Origin of the sequence: Stenotrophomonas beteli, assembly GCF_001431665.1 — a bacterium.
In the GTDB taxonomy this organism is placed as follows: Bacteria; Pseudomonadota; Gammaproteobacteria; order Xanthomonadales; family Xanthomonadaceae; genus Stenotrophomonas; species Stenotrophomonas beteli.
In genome coordinates, this window is sequence record NZ_LLXV01000026.1 from 1 (window position 1) to 23,488 (window position 23,488).

At 65.2% G+C, this 23,488-nt stretch carries 20 protein-coding genes; 12 read left to right on the forward strand and 8 right to left on the reverse strand.

Features of this window, described 5'->3' with window-relative positions; genetic code table 11:
* The first annotated feature begins 208 nt into the window (after window positions 1-208).
* The 5 genes from ARC23_RS06410 (at window position 209) to hglS (ending at window position 4,117) form a co-directional block, all read left to right on the forward strand.
* Window positions 209-580: a hypothetical protein gene (locus ARC23_RS06410; RefSeq protein WP_057496470.1), complete on the forward strand. Its 372-nt coding sequence runs from the start codon at window positions 209-211 to the stop codon at window positions 578-580.
* A gap of 232 nt (window positions 581-812) precedes the next feature.
* Window positions 813-1,223, forward strand: coding sequence for an EF-hand domain-containing protein (locus tag ARC23_RS06415; protein WP_057496471.1), 411 nt, complete (start codon window positions 813-815; stop codon window positions 1,221-1,223).
* A gap of 95 nt (window positions 1,224-1,318) precedes the next feature.
* Window positions 1,319-2,071: an HAD family hydrolase gene (locus tag ARC23_RS06420; protein ID WP_057496472.1), complete on the forward strand. Its 753-nt coding sequence runs from the start codon at window positions 1,319-1,321 to the stop codon at window positions 2,069-2,071.
* Between the two features lie 31 nt (window positions 2,072-2,102).
* Complete coding sequence (locus ARC23_RS06425) at window positions 2,103-2,591, forward strand: hypothetical protein (protein WP_057496473.1); 489 nt, start codon at window positions 2,103-2,105, stop codon at window positions 2,589-2,591.
* Window positions 2,592-2,755: 164 nt separating this feature from the next.
* Window positions 2,756-4,117 carry a 2-oxoadipate dioxygenase/decarboxylase HglS gene (hglS, locus tag ARC23_RS06430; protein ID WP_057496474.1) on the forward strand — a complete coding sequence of 454 codons (1,362 nt, stop codon included), beginning with the start codon at window positions 2,756-2,758 and terminating at the stop codon, window positions 4,115-4,117.
* Between the two features lie 131 nt (window positions 4,118-4,248).
* Here hglS and ARC23_RS06435 read toward each other — a convergent pair whose 3' ends face one another.
* Entirely contained in the window at window positions 4,249-5,763 is a 1,515-nt protein-coding gene (locus ARC23_RS06435; RefSeq protein ID WP_057496475.1) for an acetyl-CoA hydrolase/transferase family protein, read from the reverse strand.
* Window positions 5,764-6,136: 373 nt separating this feature from the next.
* On the opposite strand from ARC23_RS06435, the gene glnE reads away from it, so the two are divergent.
* Window positions 6,137-8,932 carry a bifunctional [glutamate--ammonia ligase]-adenylyl-L-tyrosine phosphorylase/[glutamate--ammonia-ligase] adenylyltransferase gene (gene glnE, locus ARC23_RS06440; RefSeq protein WP_057496476.1) on the forward strand — a complete coding sequence of 932 codons (2,796 nt, stop codon included), beginning with the start codon at window positions 6,137-6,139 and terminating at the stop codon, window positions 8,930-8,932.
* Between the two features lie 168 nt (window positions 8,933-9,100).
* Here glnE and ARC23_RS06445 read toward each other — a convergent pair whose 3' ends face one another.
* From ARC23_RS06445 to ARC23_RS06460, 4 genes are all read right to left on the reverse strand, one after another.
* Window positions 9,101-9,661: a queuosine precursor transporter gene (locus tag ARC23_RS06445; RefSeq protein WP_057496477.1), complete on the reverse strand. Its 561-nt coding sequence runs from the start codon at window positions 9,659-9,661 to the stop codon at window positions 9,101-9,103.
* 75 nt (window positions 9,662-9,736) lie between these two features.
* Window positions 9,737-10,252 carry a hypothetical protein gene (locus ARC23_RS06450; RefSeq protein WP_057496478.1) on the reverse strand — a complete coding sequence of 172 codons (516 nt, stop codon included), beginning with the start codon at window positions 10,250-10,252 and terminating at the stop codon, window positions 9,737-9,739.
* Window positions 10,253-10,287: 35 nt separating this feature from the next.
* Window positions 10,288-11,136 carry a DUF2145 domain-containing protein gene (locus tag ARC23_RS06455; protein ID WP_057496479.1) on the reverse strand — a complete coding sequence of 283 codons (849 nt, stop codon included), beginning with the start codon at window positions 11,134-11,136 and terminating at the stop codon, window positions 10,288-10,290.
* Between the two features lie 155 nt (window positions 11,137-11,291).
* Complete coding sequence (locus tag ARC23_RS06460) at window positions 11,292-12,251, reverse strand: mitochondrial fission ELM1 family protein (RefSeq protein ID WP_057496480.1); 960 nt, start codon at window positions 12,249-12,251, stop codon at window positions 11,292-11,294.
* A gap of 126 nt (window positions 12,252-12,377) precedes the next feature.
* Here ARC23_RS06460 and ARC23_RS06465 point away from each other — a divergent pair, with 126 nt between their 5' ends.
* Both ARC23_RS06465 and ARC23_RS06470 read left to right on the forward strand, forming a co-directional pair.
* Window positions 12,378-12,968 (forward strand): malonic semialdehyde reductase, encoded by a 591-nt coding sequence (locus ARC23_RS06465; RefSeq protein WP_057496481.1) that lies wholly within the window; start codon window positions 12,378-12,380, stop codon window positions 12,966-12,968.
* An 85-nt stretch (window positions 12,969-13,053) separates the two neighbouring features.
* Window positions 13,054-13,770 (forward strand): YceI family protein, encoded by a 717-nt coding sequence (locus ARC23_RS06470; RefSeq protein WP_080393036.1) that lies wholly within the window; start codon window positions 13,054-13,056, stop codon window positions 13,768-13,770.
* Between the two features lie 244 nt (window positions 13,771-14,014).
* Here the strand turns inward: ARC23_RS06470 and ARC23_RS06475 are convergent, their stop codons facing one another.
* A complete protein-coding gene (locus ARC23_RS06475; protein WP_057496482.1) occupies window positions 14,015-14,416 on the reverse strand; it encodes a hypothetical protein in 402 nt (133 codons plus the stop codon).
* Window positions 14,417-14,626: 210 nt separating this feature from the next.
* On the opposite strand from ARC23_RS06475, the gene ARC23_RS06480 reads away from it, so the two are divergent.
* Window positions 14,627-15,460 carry a hypothetical protein gene (locus ARC23_RS06480; protein ID WP_057496483.1) on the forward strand — a complete coding sequence of 278 codons (834 nt, stop codon included), beginning with the start codon at window positions 14,627-14,629 and terminating at the stop codon, window positions 15,458-15,460.
* A gap of 130 nt (window positions 15,461-15,590) precedes the next feature.
* On the opposite strand, the gene ARC23_RS06485 is transcribed toward ARC23_RS06480, so the two are convergent.
* Both ARC23_RS06485 and ARC23_RS06490 read right to left on the reverse strand, forming a co-directional pair.
* On the reverse strand, window positions 15,591-16,388 hold the full coding sequence (locus ARC23_RS06485) for a siderophore-interacting protein (RefSeq protein WP_057496484.1): 798 nt from the start codon (window positions 16,386-16,388) through the stop codon (window positions 15,591-15,593).
* A gap of 60 nt (window positions 16,389-16,448) precedes the next feature.
* Complete coding sequence (locus ARC23_RS06490) at window positions 16,449-17,009, reverse strand: PadR family transcriptional regulator (RefSeq protein WP_057496485.1); 561 nt, start codon at window positions 17,007-17,009, stop codon at window positions 16,449-16,451.
* Window positions 17,010-17,554: 545 nt separating this feature from the next.
* Between ARC23_RS06490 and aceE the strand changes: the two genes are divergently transcribed.
* From aceE to ARC23_RS20360, 3 genes are all read left to right on the forward strand, one after another.
* Complete coding sequence (gene aceE / locus ARC23_RS06495) at window positions 17,555-20,242, forward strand: pyruvate dehydrogenase (acetyl-transferring), homodimeric type (protein WP_057496486.1); 2,688 nt, start codon at window positions 17,555-17,557, stop codon at window positions 20,240-20,242.
* Between the two features lie 205 nt (window positions 20,243-20,447).
* On the forward strand, window positions 20,448-21,527 hold the full coding sequence (locus ARC23_RS20355; RefSeq protein ID WP_080393038.1) for a DNA cytosine methyltransferase: 1,080 nt from the start codon (window positions 20,448-20,450) through the stop codon (window positions 21,525-21,527).
* Window positions 21,524-23,488 carry an ATP-binding protein gene (locus ARC23_RS20360; RefSeq protein ID WP_080393037.1) on the forward strand — a complete coding sequence of 655 codons (1,965 nt, stop codon included), beginning with the start codon at window positions 21,524-21,526 and terminating at the stop codon, window positions 23,486-23,488. Before ARC23_RS20355 ends, ARC23_RS20360 begins: the two co-directional genes overlap by 4 nt.

The following is a 23,488-nucleotide window of genomic DNA, read 5'->3' on the forward strand; positions in this document are numbered from 1 at the left end:
CCCCGCCTTCGACAGTTTCCCGCGCTCCGTCGTAGAGCCGAGCCCCTGCTCGGCTGCTCTTAGTTCGTCGGATGCTTTTTTGTTCAATCGTCGAGATATTCGATTTCGATGGAGATTCGTCTACGCATGGCGTGGATCTACCGTGGCTGCCGGATTGGGTCCGGGGCAGATCCCTTACACTGGCGGCCTCTTCATCCCTGCCCATCCGATGAACCTTCCCCTGCACTTCGGCCTGCTCGGCACCCTGGAAGCGGGCGCCATCGCCCTGCTGGTCGGCCTGCTGGTGTACTTCCTGTGGTCGCGGTTGTGCCGGCTGCTGCACTGGACGGTGGGTCACGCGATCGGCTGGTCCTGTGTCATCGCCGTGATCATCTCCGCTGGCATCGATGCCTGGAAGCTGTTCTACATGGGTATCGTGCGGCTGGAGTCGCCGCTGTACGCGCGCATCTTCCTGTCCAGCATCCACGATCCAAACGAACTGGGCAGCCGGGTGGTGCTGGAAATCGCCGGCGCGCTCGCCGGTGTTGCCCTTGGTTGGGTGTTGTTCAGTTCGCGGTCATCGGAAAAAACAGTCGACTGACGCAGGTTTTTCGTTGGCAGCCGGTTAAATCCGGGCGTGCTGAATGCCCATCTTATGAGCTGCTCACCCGGACCTAACCAGCGCGCTAATGCATGCGCGCGGACCAGTGGTTAATCGCGCGTGTGGGTGCCGGTCGCAACGCAAAATCGATTCAGAAAGGCGGTGGCAGGGTAGGTGCCGTGCGGAGACAACACGCCGCGCAACACCACCCAATCGGTAGGAGACACCCCTGATGACTATTCGCAACCGCAAGCCCCTGATCGCCCTGATCGTCGCCGCCGGCAGCGTGCTGGCCATCCCGGCGATGGCGCAGTCGGCCAAGCAGCAGGCCGCGCAGGCACAGAACGAGGCCGCCCAGGCCCAGCAGGCAGCGGCACAGGCGGGCCAGGCGGCTGACCAGGCAACCAATGCGGCCGCATCGGCGTCGGCCCAGGCCAACGGCGGTGGCCAGACCTGGGCCAGCATCGATACCGATGGCAATGGCACCATCAGCAAGACCGAGGCTCAGGTGAACGCGGGCCTGGCCCAGGTGTTCGACCAGGCCGATAGCAACAAGGACGGCGAGCTGAGCGCCGATGAGTACAAGGCCTACGTGGCCGCCCAGCAGGCCGGCGCGGGTGCCGGCGCGGCGCAGGGCCGCTGATCCATACCTGATTCGGGACAACCGGTGCATGGGAACCCGGGCGGCTACGGCCGCCCGGGTTTTTCTCGTCACCATGGCCCCTGTATCCTTGGCCGATGAATACCTCCATGCCTGCGCCGTCGCGCGCCATCGGCCTGGTCGGTTTTGACGGTGACGATACGCTGTGGAAGAGCGAGGACTACTACCGCAAGGCCGAGCAGGATTATCTTGACCTGCTGTCGCGCTACGTCGATGTGCATGACACCCAGACCGCGCGCCACCTGCTGGAAGTGCAGCAGCGCCACCTGGGCACCTTCGGCTATGGCGTGAAGAGCATGACCCTGTCGATGATCGAAGCGGCCATCGACATCACCGGGCAGCGCATCGAAGCGAAGGACATCCAGCGCATCCTCGATATCGGCCATGCCACCCTGGGGCATCCGGTCGAGCTGATCGACGGCGTGCGCGAAGCGGTGGCGGCCATCGCCGAGCACTACCCGGTGGTGCTGATCACCAAGGGCGATCTGTTCCACCAGGAAGCGAAGATCAAGGTCGCTAACCTGGCCGAGCTGTTCCCGCGCATCGAGATCGTCTCGGAGAAGGACCCGGAAACCTACGCCCGCGTGCTGGCCGAATTCGACCTCCCGATGCAGCGCTTCGTGATGGTCGGCAACTCGCTGCGTTCGGATATCGAGCCGGTGGTCACCCTGGGTGGCTGGGGCGTGCACACGCCGTACGCGGTGACCTGGGCGCACGAGACCCAGCACGGCGTGGCCGATGACGAGCCGCGCATGGTCACCGCCGACAGCGCCCACGATTGGCCAGCCGCGCTGGAGGCGATCGAGGCCAAGGCTGCGGCGGCGGCCTGACAAGGGGCGGCGGCTGCGGCAGAATCGGGGCATGAACGTCCGACTGCACGCGCTGTTGTTGTCGCTGCTGTTGGCGCCGGCCACCGTGCTGGCCCAGCAGACCGCCGAGCGTTCGGCGGCCTATGAGGTGGAAACCGGCGACAGTTGGGTCGATGCCCAGCTGCAGGACATCAACCACTACGCCGAACGCTACCCGGACGCTTTCCTCGACGAAGTGTCGCGCTACGCCGATGTCCCCCGCGGTTACATCAATGCGCTGTTCACCACCCATGGCTGGCAGGCCGGCGATATCTATTTCGCGTGTTTCTGGGCCGAGGCCAGTGGCCAGACCTGCCGCGACAGCGTGCGCGCCTTCAGCCAGGACCCGGACGGCGGCTGGGAGGCCGTGGTGAAGCGGATGCCCGCCAAGCCGGACAACCTGCATTACCGCGCCGTGCGCCATGCCATCGTGGCCAGTTACCAGCACTGGGACCGGCCGATCACCCTGGATGCCACCCTGAAGCGCCAGTTGAAGCGGTAGTGCCGGCCCCAGGCCGGCAACCTGGGGATACCCGCTCGCAGTGGATGCCCGCCAGCGGCCGGCACTACCGATCTGTTTCATGTTGCTCTGCATATCGCCGCCGCCCCCCGCTCCGGCGACAATACGGGTCCGAGCTGTTCCCCGTTCCCGTAATCGAGTGACTGATGAGCGCCTCTTTCGTTTCGCCTGATGTGATCCGCCGCCTGTTCGCACAGGCCATGTCCCGCATGTACCGCACCGAAGTGCCGCTGTACGGCACGCTGGTGGAACTGGTGGAGCGGATCAATGCACAGGTGCTTGCGCAGGACCCGGCGCTGGCCGCGCAGCTGCAGCGCAACGATGAGCGTGCGCGCCTGGATGAAGAGCGCCATGGCGCGATCCGCGTCGGCACTGTGCAGGAACTGGCCACGCTGCGCCGCCTGTTCGCGGTGATGGGCATGTACCCGGTCGGCTACTACGACCTGTCGGTGGCCGGCGTGCCGGTGCATTCGACCGCATTCCGCCCGCTGACCGGCGCCGCGCTGGCGCAGAATCCGTTCCGCGTGTTCACCTCGCTGCTGCGCCTGGAGCTGATCGAAGACGAAGGCCTGCGTGCCGAATCGGCGAAGATCCTGGCACGCCGCCGCATCTTCACCGACGGCGCGCTGGCGCTGATCGACCAGGTCGAGCGAGACGGCGGCCTGTCGCAGGCCGATGCCGAGCGCTTCGTCCAGGAGGCGCTGGAGACCTTCCGCTGGCACGGCGACGCCACGGTCGACCTGCCGACCTACCACGCGCTGCACAACGCGCACCGGTTGGTGGCCGACGTGGTCAGTTTCCGCGGCCCGCACATCAACCATCTGACCCCGCGCACGCTGGATATCGACGCTGCGCAGGCGGCAATGATCGAGCACGGCATGGCGGCCAAGGCGGTGATCGAAGGTCCGCCGCGCCGCGCCTGCCCGATCCTGCTGCGCCAGACCAGCTTCAAGGCGCTGGAGGAAGCCGTGCATTTCCCGGATGCGGACGGTGGCGATGCCGGCACCCATACCGCGCGCTTCGGCGAGATCGAACAACGCGGCCTGGCGCTGACCCCGAAGGGCCGCGCGCTGTACGACCAGTTGCTGTCGCAGGCACGCGATGCCGGTGGCGAAGGCAGTACGGGCGGTGACTACGGCCAGCGCCTGCAGGCGGTGTTTGCCAGCTTCCCGGATGACCACGACACCCTGCGCCAGGAAGGCCTGGGCTATTACCGCTACCAGTTGACCGACGCCGGCCGCGCCGCACCCGAACGCGTGGCCGATCTGCCCGCCGAAGTGCTGGTGGCCGCCGGCCTGGCCACGGCCGACCCGATCGTCTATGAGGATTTCCTGCCGGTCAGTGCCGCGGGCATCTTCCAGTCGAACCTGGGTGGCGAAGAACAGCGCGCCTATGCCGCGCATGCCAACCGCGAGGCCTTCGAGCAGGCGCTGGGCGTGGCGGTGAATGACGAATTCGAGATCTACGAGCGGCTGCAGGCCGAGTCGCTGGCGGCGCTGCGCGGGTAAACCGCTTGCCGTGGAGCCGAGCGTGGGCTCGGCTCTACATTGATTCTGCGGAGCTGCCCTTTGTAGAGCCGAGCCATGCTCGGCTGCCGAGGAAAGCAGTCGAGCATGGCTCGCCTCTGCAAAAACGGGTTTCAGCCCATCATCGTGCCGGTATCCAGCCAACGCTGGTGCCACGACAGCGCTTCCGGCAGCAGGTGCGGGGTGTGCTTGCCGTAGCTCTCGCGGCTGGCACGGTCGAAGTAGTCCTGCAGCTGCGGGCGGAAATCCGGGTGCGCGCAGTTGTCGATCAGCACCTGCGCGCGCTTGCGCGGGGTCAAGCCACGCAGGTCGGCCAGGCCCTGTTCGGTGACGATCACCGACACGTCGTGCTCGGTGTGGTCGACATGGCTGGCCATCGGCACGATCGCCGAAATGGTGCCGTTCTTGGCGGTGGACGGGCTCAGGAACGCCGACAGGAAACCATTGCGGGCAAAGTCACCGGAACCGCCGATGCCGTTCATGATCCGCGTGCCCATCACGTGCGTCGAATTGACGTTGCCGTAGATGTCCACCTCGATCATGCCGTTCATGCCGATGCAGCCGAGGCGGCGCACCAGTTCCGGATGGTTGGAGATTTCCTGCGTGCGCATGATGATGCGCTCGCGGTAGAAATCGATGTTCTCCTTGAACGCCTCATTCGCCTGCGGGCTCAGCGCGAAGCCGGTGCACGACGCGTAGCTCAGCACGCCGTCGCGCAGCAGGTCGAGCATGCCGTCCTGGATCACTTCGGTGAACGCGGCCAGGTCGCGGAAGCCGCTCTTGGCCAGGCCGGCCAGTACCGCATTGGGAATATTGCCCACGCCCGACTGCAGTGGCAGCAGGTTCGGCGGCAGGCGGCCCTTCTTCACCTCGTGCTTGAGGAACTCGATCAGGTGCGAAGCGATCTGCTCGCTGGTCGCATCGATCGGGCTGAACGGGCTGTTGCGGTCCGGGCCATTGGTGCGCACCACCGCCACGATCTTGTCCGGGTCGCAGCGCAGTGCGGTATCGCCGATGCGGTCGTTGGCGTTCACCAGCGGAATCGGCTTGCGGTGCGGCGGCAGCGCGGTGCCGTAGTAGATGTCATGCATGCCGTCGACGCCGGCCGGCTGCCATTCGTTGACCTCGACGATCACTTTCTTCGCCAGGTCCAGCCAGGTCTTGTTGTTGCCGACCGAGGTGGAGGGCACCAGCGAGCCATCTTCGCGGATGGCCGAGACTTCGATCACGGCCGTATCGATCTCGCCGTAGAAGCCGAACCACACGTGCTGGGCGACGTGGCTGAGGTGGATATCGATGTAATCCAGCTTGCCCTCGTTGATGCGGTTGCGCGCGTCCGGGTCGCTCTGGAACGGCATGCGCATGGCGATGCCATCGGCCTTGGCCAGCGCGCCATCGAGCTCCGGCGCGGTGGAGGCGCCGGTCATCAGCTTGATCTGGAAGGGATTGCCCTGGGCGTGCACCGCTTCGATGCGGCGGGCCAGTTCGACGGGAACGGCCTTGGGATACCCGGAGCCGGTAAAGCCGCTCATGGCCACGGTTTCGCCGGGCTGGATCAGCGCGGCTGCGGCCTCGGCAGAGACCACGCGGTCACGAAGACGCGCGTTGGCGATGCGATCAACAGACATGACGACAGTGTTTCAGGGGGGAAAGCCGATTATCGGCCATCCTCATCCGTACGGGGGGTTCTACCTTCGTGGAATGGCTTTTCCCCGCAGGCCTCAACCATACCCACCGGTTTTGTTTTGCAGTGCAGCGTGCAAACTGCTTTCGCAGCCCGCACGATGGCCCTGCATCCCGACGTGGGGGAGGGAGCAGAGCCCGCTGGCAGTTCGCTGCAAGCGGGCTTTTTTATTGCCGCTCACCCAGTATGAATGCGCGCGACCACCGGGTCGGATCCTTTCGCCACGGGCAGAAGGCTCTGACCCGCGCAGTGCCAGCAATCTGGGGTCAGAGCCCTTCGCCGTTGGCAAAGGGATCCGACCCCGCGAGAATCGATGCATGACCCTCGCCCCCGCCGATCTGCCCACCTCCCTGCAGCCCCTTGTCGACCGCGCGCTGGCGCGCCTGGCCCAGGTCCTGCCCGAGCCCGTCCCGGCCGACCTGTTGCCGTTGCTGACCCGGCTGGCGGTGGCCAGCGACTTCGCGCTGGACACCCTGGTGCGGCAACCGGCGCTGCTGGCGCAGCTGGCCGCGCCCGGCTGCCCGCCGATCCCGGCGCCGGTGCTCGACCCGCTGCAGCCCAGTGACTGGCCGGCGCAGCTGCGGCGCTGGCGCGCGGCGATGTCCACGCGACTGATCTGGCGCGACCTGGCCGGGCTGGACGATGTGGCGCAGACCCTGGCCGGCGCCACCACCCTGGCCGAAGATTGCCTGCGGCTGGCACTGGACGCCCTGCAGCAGGAGTTCGCGCAGCGCCACGGCATGGTCCGCGATGCCGTGGGCAACCCGCAGCAGCTGGTGGTGTTCGGCCTGGGCAAGTTGGGCGGCGGCGAACTCAACTTCAGTTCCGATATCGACCTGGTCTACGCCTACCCGCACGGCGGCGAGTCCGATGGCCTGCGCGCGCTGGCCGCCGAAGAGTATTTCGCCCGCCTCGGCCAGCGCCTGGCCAAGCTGCTGGACGAAACCACCGTCGATGGCTTCAGCCACCGCGTCGACCTGCGCCTGCGCCCGTTCGGCAGCGCCGGGCGCGTCGCGCTGTCGTTCGCGGCGATGGACCAGTATTTCCAGCGCGAAGGCCGCGACTGGGAGCGTTACGCATGGCTGAAGGCGCGCGCGGTGGCCGGTGATATCGCCGCCGGTGAAGCATGGCTGCAGACCCTGCGCCCGTTCGTCTACCGCCGCTACCTGGACTTCACCGCGCTCGATGGCCTGCGCGAGATGAAGGCGGCGATCACCGCCGAGGTCGCGCGCCGCGAACTGCATGAAGACATCAAGCGGGGTGCCGGTGGCATCCGCGAGATCGAGTTCCTGTGCCAGGCATTGCAGCTGATCCGTGGCGGCCGCGAGCCGGCGCTGCGCGAGCGCCGCCTGCTGGTGGCGCTGGACGCGCTGGTCGCCGCCGGACAGATCGCGCCGGACGATGGCGCTGCGCTGCGCGAGGCCTACCTGTTCCTGCGTCGCCTGGAAAACCGCCTGCAGATGCTGCGCGATGCGCAGACCCACGTGCTCCCCGGCGACGCGTTGGACCGCGAGCGCATCGCCGTCGGCCTCGGTTACCCGGACTGGGACGTGCTGCGCGCGGCGCTGGCCGTGCAGCAGCAGCGGGTCAGTACCGAATTCGCCGCGCTGCTGGCCCCGCGCAAGGGCCAGGCCGCGCCCGACGCGCTGGCCAACTACTGGCGCAGCCTGCCCGAGGGCAGCAACGCACCGCTGCTGGCCGAGGCGGGTTTCCTCGACGCCAATGGTGCCGATCAGTCGCTGCGCGATTTCGCCCAGGGCACCGGCGTGAAGTCGCTGTCCGACGCTGCGCGTGCACGCCTGGACCGCGTGCTGCCGGCGCTGCTGCATGCGGCCACGCGTTCGCCGCAGCCCGATGCCGCGCTCAAGCGCGTGCTTGGCCTGCTGCAGGCGGTGCTGCGCCGGACCAGCTATCTCGCGCTGCTGGACGAACAACCGAGCGCGTTGGCGCGGCTGGTCGATGTGCTGGCGCGCAGCGCGCTGCTGGCCGAACGGCTGGCGGCGTATCCGCTGCTGCTGGACGAACTGCTGGATGTGCGCGTGTCCGGTCCGATGCCCGATGCCGCCGGCATGCTGGCCGAATGCCAGCAGGTGCTGGCGGTCGAAGATCCCGAATCGGCACTGCGCTGGCTCAACGAGACGCGGCTGGCGCTCAGCTTCCGCATGGCGATGGCCACGCTCGATGGCCGTCAGGGCGCGGTGGACAGCACCCGGCAACTGGCCGAGCTCGCACAGGCGGTGGTGGTCACGGTGCTGGCGATGGCCGAGGCGGACATGCGCGCCGCGCACGGCGCGATTCCCGGTGGGCGCTTCGCGATCATCGGCTACGGCAGCCTCGGCGGGCTTGAGCTGGGCTTCGGTTCCGACCTGGACCTGGTGTTCCTGCACGACAACCCGGCCGGCGTGGAGGCCAGTGATGGCGCGCGCCCGCTGGAGCCGGGCCGCTGGTATGCGCGGCTGGCGCAGAAGGTGATGGCCCTGCTCGGCGCGGTCACCGCCGCCGGCCGCCTGTACGACATCGATGTGCGCCTGCGCCCGGACGGTGGCAAGGGTTCGCTGGTGTCTTCGCTGGCCAGCTACACCGAATACCAGCGCGAACGCGCATGGACCTGGGAACACCAGGCGCTGGTGCGCGCACGCGGCGTGGCCGGTGATGCCAGCCTGCTGGCCGATTTCGAACAGGTGCGTGCACAGACGCTGGGCCGTGAGCGCGATCCGGCCACGCTGTATGCCGACGTGTTGAAGATGCGCGGCCGCATGCGCACCGAACTGGACCGCAGCGATGCCGCGCGGCTGGACCTGAAGCAGGGCGCCGGTGGCGTGGTGGACCTGGAATTCCTGCTGCAGACCGGCGTGCTGGCGCGCAGCGCGCAGCATCCGGCGCTGCTGCAGCCGCGCGACACACCATCGTTGATCGACGCACTGGCGGTTGCCGGTTTCCTGCCGGAAGAGACCGCGCAGGCGCTGCATGCGGCGCACGCCACCCTGCTGGATGTCGGCCTGGCCTGCACGCTGGACCGGCGGCCGCGGCTGGCGGTCACCACGCCTGCCATTGAGGACGCGTGTGCAGCGATCACCGTCGCGTGCAGAGCTTCAGCGTTGCCGTTCGCCTGAGCGGGTGCAGATGCTGCAACAGCCTTGGGTGGGTGCCGATCGTAGGAATGGCCCGGCGATGGCCTGCTATTGGTAGGTGCCGACCGTTGGTCGGCACAATCTGCCGGCAGGGATGAACTCTGAAGGAGCGTGCCGACCAACGGTCGGCACCTACCAGAGCATGCAGGGTCAGCTGGTGGCGCGCAGCGGCGCCATCTTCCACAACAACGCGCGGAACGGGGCCAGCAGGCAGACGCCGATCGCCAGCTTCACCGCCAAGTCGCCCGCGGCCCAGCTCACCCATGGCAGGCTGGAACCGGCAAACGCGATCGACCAGAAGATCGTGGTGTCCACGGTCGCGCTGCAGGTGGTGGCCACCATCGGTGCGCGCCACCAGCTGCCACGGCGCAGGCGGTCGAAGACCGTGATGTCCAGCAGCTGCGCCACGATGAACGCCGAACACGAGGCAATGGAGATGCGCGGCGTGGCCACCCAGACCGACAGCACCACCGCCACCAGGAAGCCGATCCACGCCACGCGGCGTGCCGGCCCCGGGCCGAAACGGCGGTTGATCAGGTTGCTGACCAGGAACGCCACTGGATAGCTGAAGGCACCCCAGGTCAGCCAGTCGTTGATCGGGTACTGCACCAGCACGTTGGACAGCAGCACCACCGCGCCCATCGCCAGGACCGCCAGCACCAGGGCGCGTGGAGTCAGCGGGGCAAACACGGGGGCAGGACGCACGGACATGGCGAGCGAGAGGGACCAGGGGAATCGTCCATTATCCGCCCGGCCCCCGGCAAAGCCAAAACCGGTCGTTCAGCTTTACAGCGCTTCGCTCATCACATCGCCAGCGGCGTAGGCGGTGGGCACGTAGGCCAGTGTCTGGCCCTGCGCGCCTTTCACGTTCCAGCCGGCACCGGCCGGGGTCGGCTCGAAACGCACCTGCTGGCCGACCACGAACGCTGCCGTCGGGTCTTCGTCCTTCGGCGTGACCGGCCAATGCAGCGTGGCGGTCTGGTCGGCCTTGTCAGGCACCTGCAGCTGCACCTTGCGCTCGCCTTGCGGCGTGGTCTCCACCTTCTTCACCTCCATCGGCGGCAACGGCACCGCCTTGGTGCGGGTGGCCTTGCCGTTGCGCTCGCTGGCTTCGAACGGCGCCCTGGACAGTTCGGACAGGCCCATCGAGGCCGCCAGCGGCAACGACAGCACCACGAACGAGGTGACGATCACGCTGGCCTGGCTGCTGTTCAACTGCGGTGCGGCACCGGCATGGACGGTGGGGACCAGCAGTGCGGACAGCAGCAGGGCAGATGCGGGAACACGCAGGCAACGGAACATGCAGACCTCCAGGGAGCGAGGGAAAAGGAAAGGACTCAGGGTGCGGCGGCGGCAGCACCGGCCACCGGCACATGGGCAATCACCAGTTCCTGCTGCAGCTGGCTGCGCTGGTGCAGGAAGTCGAACACCGATTCCACCGTCACCACCGAGTAGTTGCCGGAGATGCGTTCGCCGGCGGGGTGGTCGGTGGTGGTGGCGTTGGCCACGAACAGGCGCGCACCCACGCGCTTGCCCAGGCCGATGTGCAGCACGCTGGGCTGGTACTTGTGCTGGCGCAACCACTGCTGGGCCTGTTCGCGCTTGACGATGGCCGGCGCACCATCGGCCCGGGCCATCGCCGCGGCCAGCACTTCCAGCACCCACTGGTTGGAGTTCTGGTAATCGGTGGCGAACGGATAGGCCACCACGTTGTATTTCGTTTCGTGCAGCGCCCTGGGCTGGATCGACGGTGCGGCCAGCATCGCCTTCAGCGCCGCACGCAGCGGCGGCGACGGGATGCCGATGCGCACATCGGTATGCCCCGCACTTTCACCGACAAAGTTGCCCAGGCCCTCGTGGTACAGCTGCGAGCTGTCGGTCTTGCAGCGGTTGAGCAGGTGCATCGCGCGCCAGCGGCCGTCGTCCTCGCGCAGCAGGAAGGCCAGGTGGCTGTGGCGCAGGCCGTAGCGGCTCAGGTCCTGGCCACCGCGCGCGGCAATCACCACCTCCACGTCGGGCAGCGCATCCAGGCGCTCGGCGGTGGACCAGGCCACGTCAAGGATTGCCGCCTGCGCCGCCACGCTCGGGTAGCGCTCGCGGCAGGTGCCGCTGTCGGCCAGCGCCGGTGCGGTGGCCAGCAGGCCCATGGCCAGCAGCGCGGCCGGCAGGTGGAAACGACGATCCATGTGGACAGCTCCATAGGCGGTCAGGGCCGCGTGCCGATCATACGCCGCTCAGCGCAGCGGGCGGTCCATACCCTTGCGCTTGAGCTCCCTGTCGCAAGCCTGGCTGATCGGTGCCAGCGGCGCAGCCGGAACGAGATGTTCAGAAAGCGCCGGCACTACCCCAGTGCCAGGCGCTGCTTCACTTCCGCAGCGATCCGCGCGGTCTCGCGCAGCGGTTCGATGCGGTCGTACTGCCAGTCCAGCCACTTCGGCTGCAGGCGCCCGCGTTCGCGCAGCTGCTGCTGGAAGCGCGCCAGCCGCCCCTGCACGGTATCGGCCAGCGCCACCATCACCGGCATGCGCGTGGCGCAGGCTTCAGAGAGCAGGTTCACCGAATCGGGCGATACCACCACGCGGTTGGCCCAACCGAGCAGGCCGCCATACGGATTCACCCCGTCGCCGCCATCGCCCCAGATCACGTGGGGCAGGTGGGCGAAGGTCGCGCGCAGGATATCGGCCAAGGCCGGCGGCGTGCGTCGCGAGGTGGTGGCCAGCAGGCTGCCGCCCTCGCTGCGGATCTGCTCGGCCAGCGCTTGGAACACGCCCACCATCGCGGTCTCGTCCCAGGGTGCCAGCGGCGTCGGCCCGCCCACCAGCAGCGCGGTGCGCGGGCCGGGCAGGGTGCTGAAGCCGGCGAACGCGGCGCGGCCCCAGGCCAGCCAGTCATCGTCCACCGGGTTGAGGCTGCCGAGCAGGGTCAGCACGTTGCTGCCGCGCAGGGCGTCGTGTTCGGGCACCACCACCACATCCCAATGGCGGGCGCTGATGCGCGGGTCGAGGATCTGCACCACCTGGCTGCCGCGCGTACGCAGTACGCGCAGGGCACCGGCGGCCTGGCGGCCACAGCCGATCGCCAGCGCCGGTGCCTCGCGCGCCAGCGTTGCGAAGGCCTCGCCATAGCCGTTCACATCACCGGGCAGGCGCCGTGGCGACAGCCAGCGCCAGGGCGCGCGCGGCTGCAGGAGCAGCGGCCGATGGGTGCCCTGGCGCAGCGCCGAGGCCAGCGCGACCGCCTGGCGGACATTGCCTGCACGGCCGTCCGTGACCGTCCAGGGCGTACTCGATCGTTTCACCATTGGCATTAATTCGTTTCAGCCCTGCTGGGTGTTGCAACAGTCGCGACACTCTACACTGCGGCTCGTCGATTCGCCCCGCGCCGCCCGCGGGCACTGACTTCCCTTCGCCGCCCTGGAGATCCACCGATGTCCCACGCGCTCGACGCTGCCGCCCTGGACCAGCTGTTCCGTACCGCCCGCACCCAGAACGCCTTCCTCGACAAGCCGGTGCCCGACAGCCTGCTGCAGGAACTGTACGAGCTGGTGAAGTGGGGCCCGACTGCGGCCAACACCACGCCGGCCCGCTTCGTCTTCGTGAAGTCGGCCGAGGCCAAGGCCAAGCTGGCCCCGGCCCTGTCCGAAGGCAACCATGACAAGACCATGGCCGCCCCGGTCACCGTCATCATCGGTTTCGACCTGGATTTCCACGAGAAGCTGCCGTACCTGTTCCCGCACACCGATGCCAAGGCCTGGTTCGACGGCCCGCAGGAAGGCCGCCACGAAGCCGCCCTCCGCAACGGCAGCCTGCAGGGCGCCTACCTGATCCTGGCCGCGCGTGCGCTGGGCCTGGATGCCGGCCCGATGTCCGGCTTCGACCCGGCCAAGGTCGACGCAGCCTTCTTCGCCGGCACCTCGATCAAGTCGAATTTCCTGGTCAACCTGGGTTACGGTGATCCGGCGGGCCTGTTCCCGCGCCTGCCGCGCCTGTCGTTCGACGAAGCGGCGCGCATCGCATAAGTCGCTGTATCGGTTCCGGGCCCGCTGTTCCGCGGCGGGCCATTGCTGCACCTGTACCCACCCTACGATCCGGAGAGTTCCTCAGATGAGCGCCACCCGTAAACTGCTGCTGCCGCTGGCCCTGACCCTGGCCATCGCCGCCTGCTCCAAGCCGGCCGACACCGCTGCCCCGGCCGCCGATGCCGCCGCCCCGGCCACCACCGAACAGGCCGCTGCCCCGGCTGCTGCGGCTGCCGATGCCGCTGCTGCTGCCCCGGCCGCCGAAGCGATCAAGATCGCCTCGGGCACCTACAAGCTGGACCCGAGCCACACCGACGTGCTGGCCCAGTGGAGCCACTTCGGCTTCTCCAACCCCAGCGCGCACTTCGGCAACGTTGAAGGCACCCTGGTGTACAACGCCGAAGACGTGACCAAGTCCACCGTGGAAGTGAAGCTGCCGCTGAGCGGCCTGAACAGCTTCACCGCCAAGTTCGACGAGCACCTGAAGAGCGCCGACTTCTTCGACGCCGCCAAGTTTGCCGATGCCACCTTCAAGAGCACCAAGGTGGAAGCGGCCGGCACCAACAAGCTGACCGTCACCGGCGACCTGACCATCAAGGGCATCACCAAGCCGGTCACCCTGGACGTCACCGTCAACGGCGGCGGCGAGCATCCGATGGCCAAGGTTCCGGCCGCCGGCTTCGATGCCACCACCACGCTGAAGCGCAGCGATTTCGGCGTCGGCGCCTATGCCCCGAACGTCAGCGATGAAGTGAAGATCCGCATCACCACCGAAGCCACCGGCGAAAAGCCGGCCGCTTGATGCACCCTGCTCACTCGTCGTGAGAAGGCAGAAGGCCCGCTGAAAAGCGGGCCTTTTTTTTGGGAAAGCAATCCGCGTCGATGGCGCGTGGGAACTCCGCACTGCGCGGAAAACCTGCCTTGGTAGAGTCGACTGTTAGTCGACTATCGCGCGCAGCGCTGGGTTTTCAGGCACCGCGCCGAGAGCAGTCGACTAACAGTCGACTCTACCGCTGGTCGGTTCCATCACATCGTGCGCAGCGAGCTCAGCGCAACGCGCCCATCCACGCCACACACGCCTCGCTCGGGCTCTGCTTGGCCTTCACCGTCAGCCCGCTCACGCGCACGAAGGTCTGCGCCGCCTGCGCCACCACCTGGCGGGCGATCAGCGCGGCCTGCCTGGTCGCGGCCTGCTGCTTGCGCAGCTGCACGATGTGCACCGACGGGCGGCCCACCGGCGCGTACTTCTGGTCGCGGCGCAGCACATCGGCCACCTGCGCAACTTCGAACTCGGCCTGCAGGTAGCGGTGCTGCGCCTCCACCAGCTCGCGCAGCGGCGCGCGCAGTGCGGCGGTGTCGGTGAAAGCAGCCAGTGCCGCGTCACAGGCGGCGTCATCGGCGAAGCGGGTGCGCAGCGCGTCCACGCTGGCCAGGGTCAGTTTGGCCATGTGGGCCTCGTTGCTGCAGGAAAGGAGCGCGATTGTCGCATTGCTTGGCGGCTGATGCCTTGGAACCGGGTGGCGCAATCCCTGTAGAGCCGAGCCGATGCTCGGCTCATCGCGCGCAGCGCGAGGGTTCTGCGAAGGCGGAACGAAAAGCAGCCGAGCGTGGGCTCGGCTCTACAATGGGCCGCTGTTTCATTCACGGAAGGAAGACCCATGCAGGAGGCGCAGTACTGGTTGAACGAATTCTGGGCCGGCTTGAGCGTGCTCGATCTGGCGCTGGGCAGCGTGCTGGGCACGCTGCTGGGGCTCATCGCCGGTCTGGCCGTGTGGTACGGCCTGCACCGCCGCGGCTGGCTGCAGCGGCGCAAGCGCTGGCATCACTGGCTGCTGGCCAGCTACATGGTGCTGCTGCCGCTGGCCACCGCCTTCTTCGGCCTGCAGCTGGGCTTCACCGCCGGTGCGCACCGCGCGCTGTTCAAGCAGCTGGACCATTTCCAGCCGCACCTGCAGACCCTGGTGGCCGAATGGAGCCACGGCTTCACTGATTCGCTGGATGACCCGCGCATGCGTGAAGCCTTGCGCAGCCAGGGCACGGTGGGCGACGTGGCCGATGCGGTGGCCTCGGCCTACCTCAGCGAGCACCCGCTGCCGGCGCTGGATCGCCTGGGCGACGGCGCACTGGCACGCGCCACGGGCTGGGTGATCGGCAAGGTGCGCGAAGGCGTGCTGCGCGGCCTGGTGGAAGACACCCCGGTGGACAAAGCGGGCGCACTGGGCGTGGAGCCGAAGGTGGTGCGCGAGGCGCTGACCATGCATGTCGATGAGCTGCTGCACACCCGTGGCGTGCTGCGGCTGGTGAAGGCGCAGATCAACGGCATGATGCCCGGCGTGTACTTCGGGTTGCTGCTGCCGTGGCTGTTGATCCTGCTGCTGGTGGCGCTGGAGATCTGGGCCGCGCACCGCTTCGGGTGGACGCGGCAGGTGGCGCCCAGCGCGGTAGTGCCGGCCGCTGGCCGTCAGCTGCAGGTTCCCGCCGAAGGTTCATGAGGTTGCCGGCCAGCGGCCGGCACTACCCATTGGAGGGCGTGCGGACCAACGGTCCGCACCCACCAGGCAGGTTCTGGTGCATGGGGTCAGATCCCTTTTCCACAGGAAAAGGGACCTGACCCCGAGCCGGTCAGTCGCCGTCGGTTTCGTCCGGGTGCGCCTTCCAGTAGCCGGTCGAACGGATCCAGTCGCGCGGCACGCCCAAGTGGCCTTCGATGAACTTGCGCATCATCCGCGCCCGGCGCGATTCGGTGGCGATCCAGTAGAAGACATCGCCGTCCGGTGCCTCGAAGTCGGTCAGCATGTCTTCCAGCAGGGTGCTGCTGGCGGCCGGGAAGCCGTTGCGCTCTAGCCAGTGGATGCGCACGTTCTCGTACTGCGGCAGGTCCTGGCGTTCGGCTTCATCGTTCACTTCGATGTAGGCCTGCACCTCGGCACCGTCCGGCAGCACGTCCAGCCAGCGGGCGATGGCCGGCAGTGCGGTTTCATCGCCGATCAGCACATAGGCATCAAAGCTGTCGGCCACCACGAAGGAACCGCGCGGGCCGCCGATCACCAGGGTGTCGCCCGGCTGCGCGCGCTCGGCCCACGGCCCGGCAATGCCCTGGTCGTGCAGCACGAAGTCGATGGCCAGCTCGCCGGTTTCGTGGTCCCACCAGCGCGGGGTGTAGTCGCGCGCTGGCGAGGGCTGCTTGCCCTCCGGGTAGCTGCGGCCCTCGGCGGTCAGCACCGGCAGCACCGTCTCGCCGTGGGTATTGGGGAAGAACAGCTTGATGTGGTCGTCGGCGCCAGGCGAATCGAAACCGGCCAGATCGTCGCCGCCCAGCACCACGCGGCGCATGTGCGGGGTGACTTCCTCGGTGCGCAGCACGGTCAGTTCACGGAAGCGCACATCCAGGCGCAGGCGCGTGTTGTTGTGTTCGGTCATGGGGATACCTGTAAATGGGTCGCGCGGGGGCGCGCGGCATGGGGGAGGACCTGGCGGGAATCAGTCTGGCTGGGTCGTTGAAAGCGGTGATGCCTCGCTACCGGCAGTACCGTTCAGCAGGGCCGAGGCCCGCGTCAGCAGCGCCGCCACCTCGTCCGCCTCGCCCTCGGCCCAGCGGCCGTGGTGGTGCACCAGCGCCCGCTTGAACTCGCGCAGGGCACCGGCCAGCGGCGGCGGCAGCGAGGCCTTGGTGATCTCGCGGGCGCGGTCGAAGGCGCGTCGCTGCGCCAGCCGCACCTGGGTGCGCTGCACCTTCAGCTCGAACTCGCCGGCGGCGGTGATGCGGAAGATCCGCTTGCCATCCACTTCTTCGGCCTCGATCCAGCCGGCCTGCTCGAAGCTGGCCAGCAGCGGGTACATGGTGCCGGCGCTGGGCGTGTAGGCCTGCATGAACTGGTTGCTGATCAGCTGCATCAGCTCGTAGCCATGGCGCGGCTGCTCGCCGATCAGGGCCAGCACCAGCAGGCGCAGGTCACCGCGGCTGAGCACCCGCGGCTGGCCGTTGCGGCGCGGCACCGCCGGATCGGTGGAACGGGCTCGGGGAGAAGGGGAACGGCTCATTTCGATATATCGGTAAACGAGTGTGCAAACGATATATCGATATGTCGAAAGCGACAACACTCGATCCGGCCACAAGCAGGGGTGATTTGGGCCACGGCCGGCCGTGCGGACGGCAAAAGGGGCGCCTCTTGCGAGGCGCCCCCGGGCACTGCTGTGGAAGGGAGCCAGACCGCGAAGGGCCTACTCGCCCCCACCGTGCCGCCGCGTGGGGGCCTCATCCAGAGGCAGATGCGACATGTTGTCGCCGGTTCAGTCCCCGCGCCCGGAACGTGCCGACAGCGCCAGAAGAGTTGCCCCACAACCGTCATCGGCAGCGGTAACACTGCGTCCTGCACATGGGCGCAGCGGCCCGCACGCGACAGCCCACGCAGCCGCCAAGGCCCGCCGCAGGGCCATCAAGGGCGCTGGCGAGCCCCTTGCGGACACTGGCCGCTTGCATCCATACGCCAGCGTAGCCAAGTGACGAAAGCCCTTGGTGCGCTACACTTTGCGGTCTAGAAATCTATACAACAGTCGCGCGCGTGCGTGCGGTTATGGGAGCGCTAATGAACTGGTTGAACGAGGTGCTGAACAACGACCCGAATCCTGTGGAAACCCAGGAGTGGATCGAGTCGTTGAAGGCCGTTATTGATGTCGAGGGCTCCGAGCGCGCGCATCAGCTGCTGGAAGGCATGGTGGAACTGACCCGTCGTTCGGGCGCCTACCTGCCGTTCTCTCCCACCACCGAATATGTCAACACCATCGAGCCGCAGCTCGAGGCCAAGAGCCCGGGCAATGCCGAGCTGGAATGGCGCATCCGTTCGATCATCCGCTGGAACGCGATGGCCACCGTGGTGCGCGCCAACCGCAAGCCGGGTGACCTGGGCGGCCACATCGCCTCGTTCGCCTCCGGTGCCACCCTGTACGACGTGGGCTTCAACCACTTCTGGCGCGCCCCCAGCGAGAACCACCCGGGCGACCTGCTGTTCATCCAGGGCCACAGCGCCCCGGGCATCTACGCGCGTTCCTTCCTGGAAGGCCGCATCAGCGAAGAGCAGCTGGACAAGTTCCGCATGGAAGTGGACGGCGGTGGCCTGTCCTCGTACCCGCACCCGTGGCTGATGCCGGATTACTGGCAGACCCCGACCGTGTCGATGGGCCTGGGCCCGCTGGCCGCCATCTACCAGGCGCAGTTCATGCGCTACCTGGAAAACCGTGGCCTGATCGAGAAGTCCGACCGCAAGGTGTGGTGCTTCATCGGCGACGGCGAGAGCGACGAGCCGGAAACCCTGGGCGCCATCGCGCTGGCCGGCCGTGAAGGCCTGGACAACCTGATCTTCGTGGTGAACTGCAACCTGCAGCGCCTGGACGGCCCGGTGCGCGGCAACGGCAAGATCATCCAGGAACTGGAAGGCGTGTTCCGTGGCGGCGGCTGGAACGTGATCAAGCTGCTGTGGGGCGGTTACTGGGATGCCCTGCTGGCCAAGGACAGCGACGGCGTGCTGAAGAAGCTGATGATGGAAACCGTCGACGGCGAATACCAGAACTGCAAGGCCTTCGGCGGCGCGTATACCCGGGAGCACTTCTTCGGCAAGTACCCGGAAACCGCTGCGATGGTTGCCGGCCTGAGCGACGACGACATCTGGCGCCTGAACCGTGGTGGCCACGACCCGCACAAGGTGTACGCCGCCTACCACCAGGCCGTGAACACCAAGGGCATGCCGACCGTCATCCTGGCCAAGACCGTGAAGGGTTACGGCATGGGCAGCGCCGGCGAAGCGCTGAACCCGACCCACCAGACCAAGAAGCTGGACGACGAAGCGGTGCGCCACTTCCGCGACCGCTTCAACATTCCGGTGACCGACGCGCAGCTGGCCGACGGCCAGGTGCCGTTCTACCACCCGGGCCCGGATTCGCCGGAAGTACAGTACCTGCAGGAACGCCGTGCCGCACTGGGCGGTTACCTGCCGCAGCGCCGCCGCAAGGCCGACAAGACCTTCGTGGCACCGAAGCTGGACGCCTACGAGCGCCTGCTGAAGAGCAGCGGCGAGCGCAGCTACTCCACCACCATGGCCTTCGTGCAGAGCCTGAACATCACCCTGCGCGACAAGGAACTGGGCCCGCATATCGTGCCGATCGTGGCCGACGAAGCCCGTACCTTCGGTATGGAAGGCCTGTTCCGCCAGATCGGCATCTACGCGCCGTTCGGCCAGAAGTACAAGCCGGTCGATGCCGACCAGCTGATGTTCTACCGCGAAGACCAGAGCGGCCAGGTGCTGCAGCAGGGCATCAGCGAGCCGGGTGCCATCGCCTCGTGGATGGCGGCCGGTACCAGCTACTCGGTCAGCAACGTGCCGATGCTGCCGTTCTACATCTACTACTCGATGTTCGGCTTCCAGCGCGTGGGCGACCTGGCCTGGCAGGCGGCGGACATGCGTACCCGCGGCTTCCTGCTGGGTGGCACCGCCGGCCGCACCACGCTGAACGGTGAAGGCCTGCAGCACGAAGATGGCTTCAGCCATCTGGTGGCCGGTGGCATCCCCAACGTGCGCAGCTACGACCCGACCTTCGGCTTCGAAGTGACGGTGATCCTGCAGCACGGCACCAAGCGCATGATGGAAGACCAGGTGGACGAGTATTACTACGTCACCCTGATGAACGAGAACTACACCCACCCGGAAATGCCGGAAGGCGCGGCCGAAGGCATCGTCAAGGGCATGTACCTGCTGACCGACGCCGGCAAGCCGAAGAAGGGCGAGCTGCGCGTGCAGCTGCTGGGTTCGGGCACCATCCTCCGCGAAGCCATTGCTGCGGCCGAGCTGCTGGACAAGGATTTCGGCGTGACCGCCGACATCTGGAGCTGCCCGAGCTTCAACGAACTGCGTCGCGATGGTTTCGACGTGGAACGTGCCAACCGCCTGCATCCGGAAGGTGAGCAGCGCAAGGCCTACGTGACCGAGCTGCTGGAAGGCCGCCAGGGCCCGGCGATTGCCGCCACCGACTACGTGCGTGCGTATGCGGACCAGATCCGTGCGTTCGTGCCGATGTCGTACACGGTGCTGGGTACCGATGGTTTCGGCCGTTCGGATACGCGTGCGAACCTGCGCCGGTTCTTTGAGGTGGATCGGTACTACATCGCGCACGCCGCGATTGCAGCGCTGGCGAAGGAAGGGAAGATGACCGCGAAGGATGTGGCCCGGGCGATCAAGCAGTACAAGATTGATCCGGAGAAGGCTAATCCTGTTGGGGTTTGAAGTTCGCTAAGGATTTCCAGAGGGCTGAGAGGCTAACTCTGGACTGCCTAGCTGTGTTCAACGGAAGGGCCGGGTCTGAGGGATCCGGCCCTTTCTAGTTGTCTCAGCCTCAGCATAAAGCGCGGGATCACAGTCCAGCACGTGATATATAGTAATGCTCTAGTTGTGTGCGTCCGTCGCCTGTGGCTGGAGAATGGAGGAACAGATGACACTTGATTCTTGCCAGGATTGCTCGACGTCGACGGGAGCGGTAGATGTGAGCCGTCCCATAGCAGATGGGGGCTCCACATGTGCGAAAAATACTCAAATCGTGAGTCTGTTCAGTGGCGCCGGGGGGATGGACCTGGGTTTCCATCAGGCTGGATTTGAGTTGGCCGTAGCCATCGATGGATTCGCGGCGGCGATTGATAGCTATTCTTACAATTTCAAAAGCGCCCTTGCTCACGTGGCTGACCTAAACGAGATGGGTCCTGACGGCGTATTGGATCTCGTACGGAAGCGGGTGCCTAAAGGTGGCTCAATCGGAGTTATCGGAGGCCCACCGTGTCAGGGCTTTTCACGAGCCAACATCTCGGCAGAGACTGACGATCCGCGGAATAGCCTTCCAAAGCTCTATCTGGAGATAGTGCAGGCATTACAGCGGGAGTACATAGTCGAATTCCTGGTGGTCGAGAATGTACTGGGCATACGCGACAAAAAGCACGCTGCTACATACGCAGAACTGGTATCAGGTATTGACGAATCCGGTTTCAAAGTCAACGAATGGGTTCTATGCGCTACCAATTTTGGAGTCGCTCAAAGGCGGAATAGAGTTATCCTGGTTGGGATGAATAAGCAACGTGGTTACGCAGAGCCGCGGGTGCAATCTTCTCAGGAGGTGCTAACCGTTAGAGATGTTATTGGGCATCTTGCTGAGCCGGTTCTTTTCTCGAAAGGAGCCGACTGTGCCGATTTTCCTGAGCATGTGAATCACTGGACAATGCGGCCTAAGTCGCATCGTTTCTCTCAGGCTGTGAGACCATCATCCAAACGTCGAAGCTTCAAATGTCTGGACTGGCATAAGCCGAGTCCGACAATAGCGTTTGGAAATAGAGAGATTCATGTTCATCCTGATGGTCACCGACGCATTAGCATCTACGAAGCTATGCTGTTGCAGGGATTTCCGAAGAATTTTGTGCTAAAGGGAAATCTCTCTCAGCAAGTTACCCAGGTTTCAAATGCAGTGCCGCCTCCTCTTGCAAAGGGAGTGGCAGAGGCGATTTGCAGAGCAATGGAGAATATATGAAAGGGATAAATTCTTTGCCAGGCGAGGATAAGCCTGACCTTAGTGCGTCTATACGAGCCAGTACTGGCTCGGACAATTCTGTTGAGACAACACTTAGGACTAGCGAAAGAGTAATTGCTAGGGTTACCGACGGAATATATAGACAACCTTCGTCTGCAATCAGAGAGTTGATTTCAAATGCCTATGACGCTGATGCGACGCGCGTCGTGGTGCATACGGACGCGCCTCGTTTCGAAAGAATTGTTGTTGAGGACGATGGTCACGGCATGGCGCCAGAGGCGCTGGCGTATTTAATACAAAACATCGGTGGTAGCGCCAAACGCAGGGGGGAGGGGTCTGGACTTGGGATGACGTCGTCCTCTGATCCTTCGCTTAGTCCTGGTGGACGCAAGTTGATTGGGAAAATCGGCATCGGTCTTTTCTCTGTAGCACAGCTCACTAACACTTTCCAAATAATCACAAAGACGAAAGGCGACGGATTTCGAACTGTCGCTTCTATTGTGATGCGGCAGTATTCAGACGAGCCAGGGAAGGTGGGTGATGACCAAGCAGAATTCGAGTCTGGCAAGGTTAGAATATGGCGGGAAGTTGCTCTGGATACTGATAGTCAAGGCACTACCATCGTTCTGAGCAATATTAGGCGGCAAGCCAGGGATACGCTCAGAAGTGATGATGTATGGTCGGTGATTGAGCAAAATGAGGCAGCACTCGAAGATGAGAAGGTTGAGCTAGATCCTCCCAAGTATCATATCGGACGCACTGACCGGTCTGGGGAAATGCTGAGGTCAGTTGAGGGTGAGACGTCAGCGCTGCCTTGGGCCTCAGGTGATCGGCCTCATGAGCGATTTAGAAAGCTTGTAAGTTGCGTCTGGCGGGAAGTGGATGAGGGGAATTCGAACCCTAAGTTGGAAACCCTATTTGACTATTACTTGAGAATGGTTTGGCAATTGTCTCTGGCCATTCCATTGTCCTATGTAGCGGGCCACCTGTTTGACGAGCCAGCATCCGGATGGACCCGAAGTTTTCTTTTGTCTAATAGCCCGAAGGGCAGGGCTATAGAGGCGGAAGAAGCTGGGGAAAGTTCAATTCGCGAACTGTTCGGGCTTTCTGCTGGCGATACGGAGGATTTCGGAGTTGTACTTGATGGGATCGAGCTTTCTCATCCGCTTCAGTACCGAGACCTTCCAACAACGTCTTCTGCACTGAAGCAGCCGCTGGTCTTTGTGGGCAAGGTGTCGGAGCCGTTCTCGAAGGTTCCATTCGAGTTGAGTGGCGGTCCATTGGAGTTTGAGGCATATCTATTCTGGTCCCCCAAGATTGCCCCCGTTGAGCATCAAGGGGCCTTGGTCAGAATTAATGGTGCGAGCGGAACCCTGTTTGACCCAACATTCATGCGTTATCAGGTGCAAGAAATACAGCGATTGAAGCAAGTAACCTGCGAGATATTTGTTAAGTCCGGGTTGGACAGTGCACTCAATATTGACCGGGAGTCGTTCAATGTGGCTCATCCGCATGCGGTGTACATAACAAAGTGGGTCCATAGTGCACTTCGTCAGCTTGCAACTGCTCAAAAGAGAGTTGCGGCGGAGGTGAGGGGGAGTGTTCGAGAAATTAGAGAGAGAGAATCTCACTCTAGGGTTCAGGCTATCGCTGATCGCGTTTGGGATAAAAAGAATGTCGGACGCGCGACTGAGCCGCCGGCTATTCGACTTTCAGATGGGCATGCGAATGGCGAGGGCGAGAAAGCCGACTACGTTTTCAGTCGAGCGGTAGTTCTATCTCCGGTCTTGGATGAGGCATTTGTCTCCAAGTCCACGATCGAATCCAGGCTGGCAGAGGAAAAGGTTCGGGCAATTGCGCAAGTTCTTGCAGCCTTCGATCTGCTCGATGTTCTATCCAAGTCACAGCAGGAAGAGCTGCTGAGGGCGATCTATCAAATTGTTGAGTCAGGGGGTAACTAA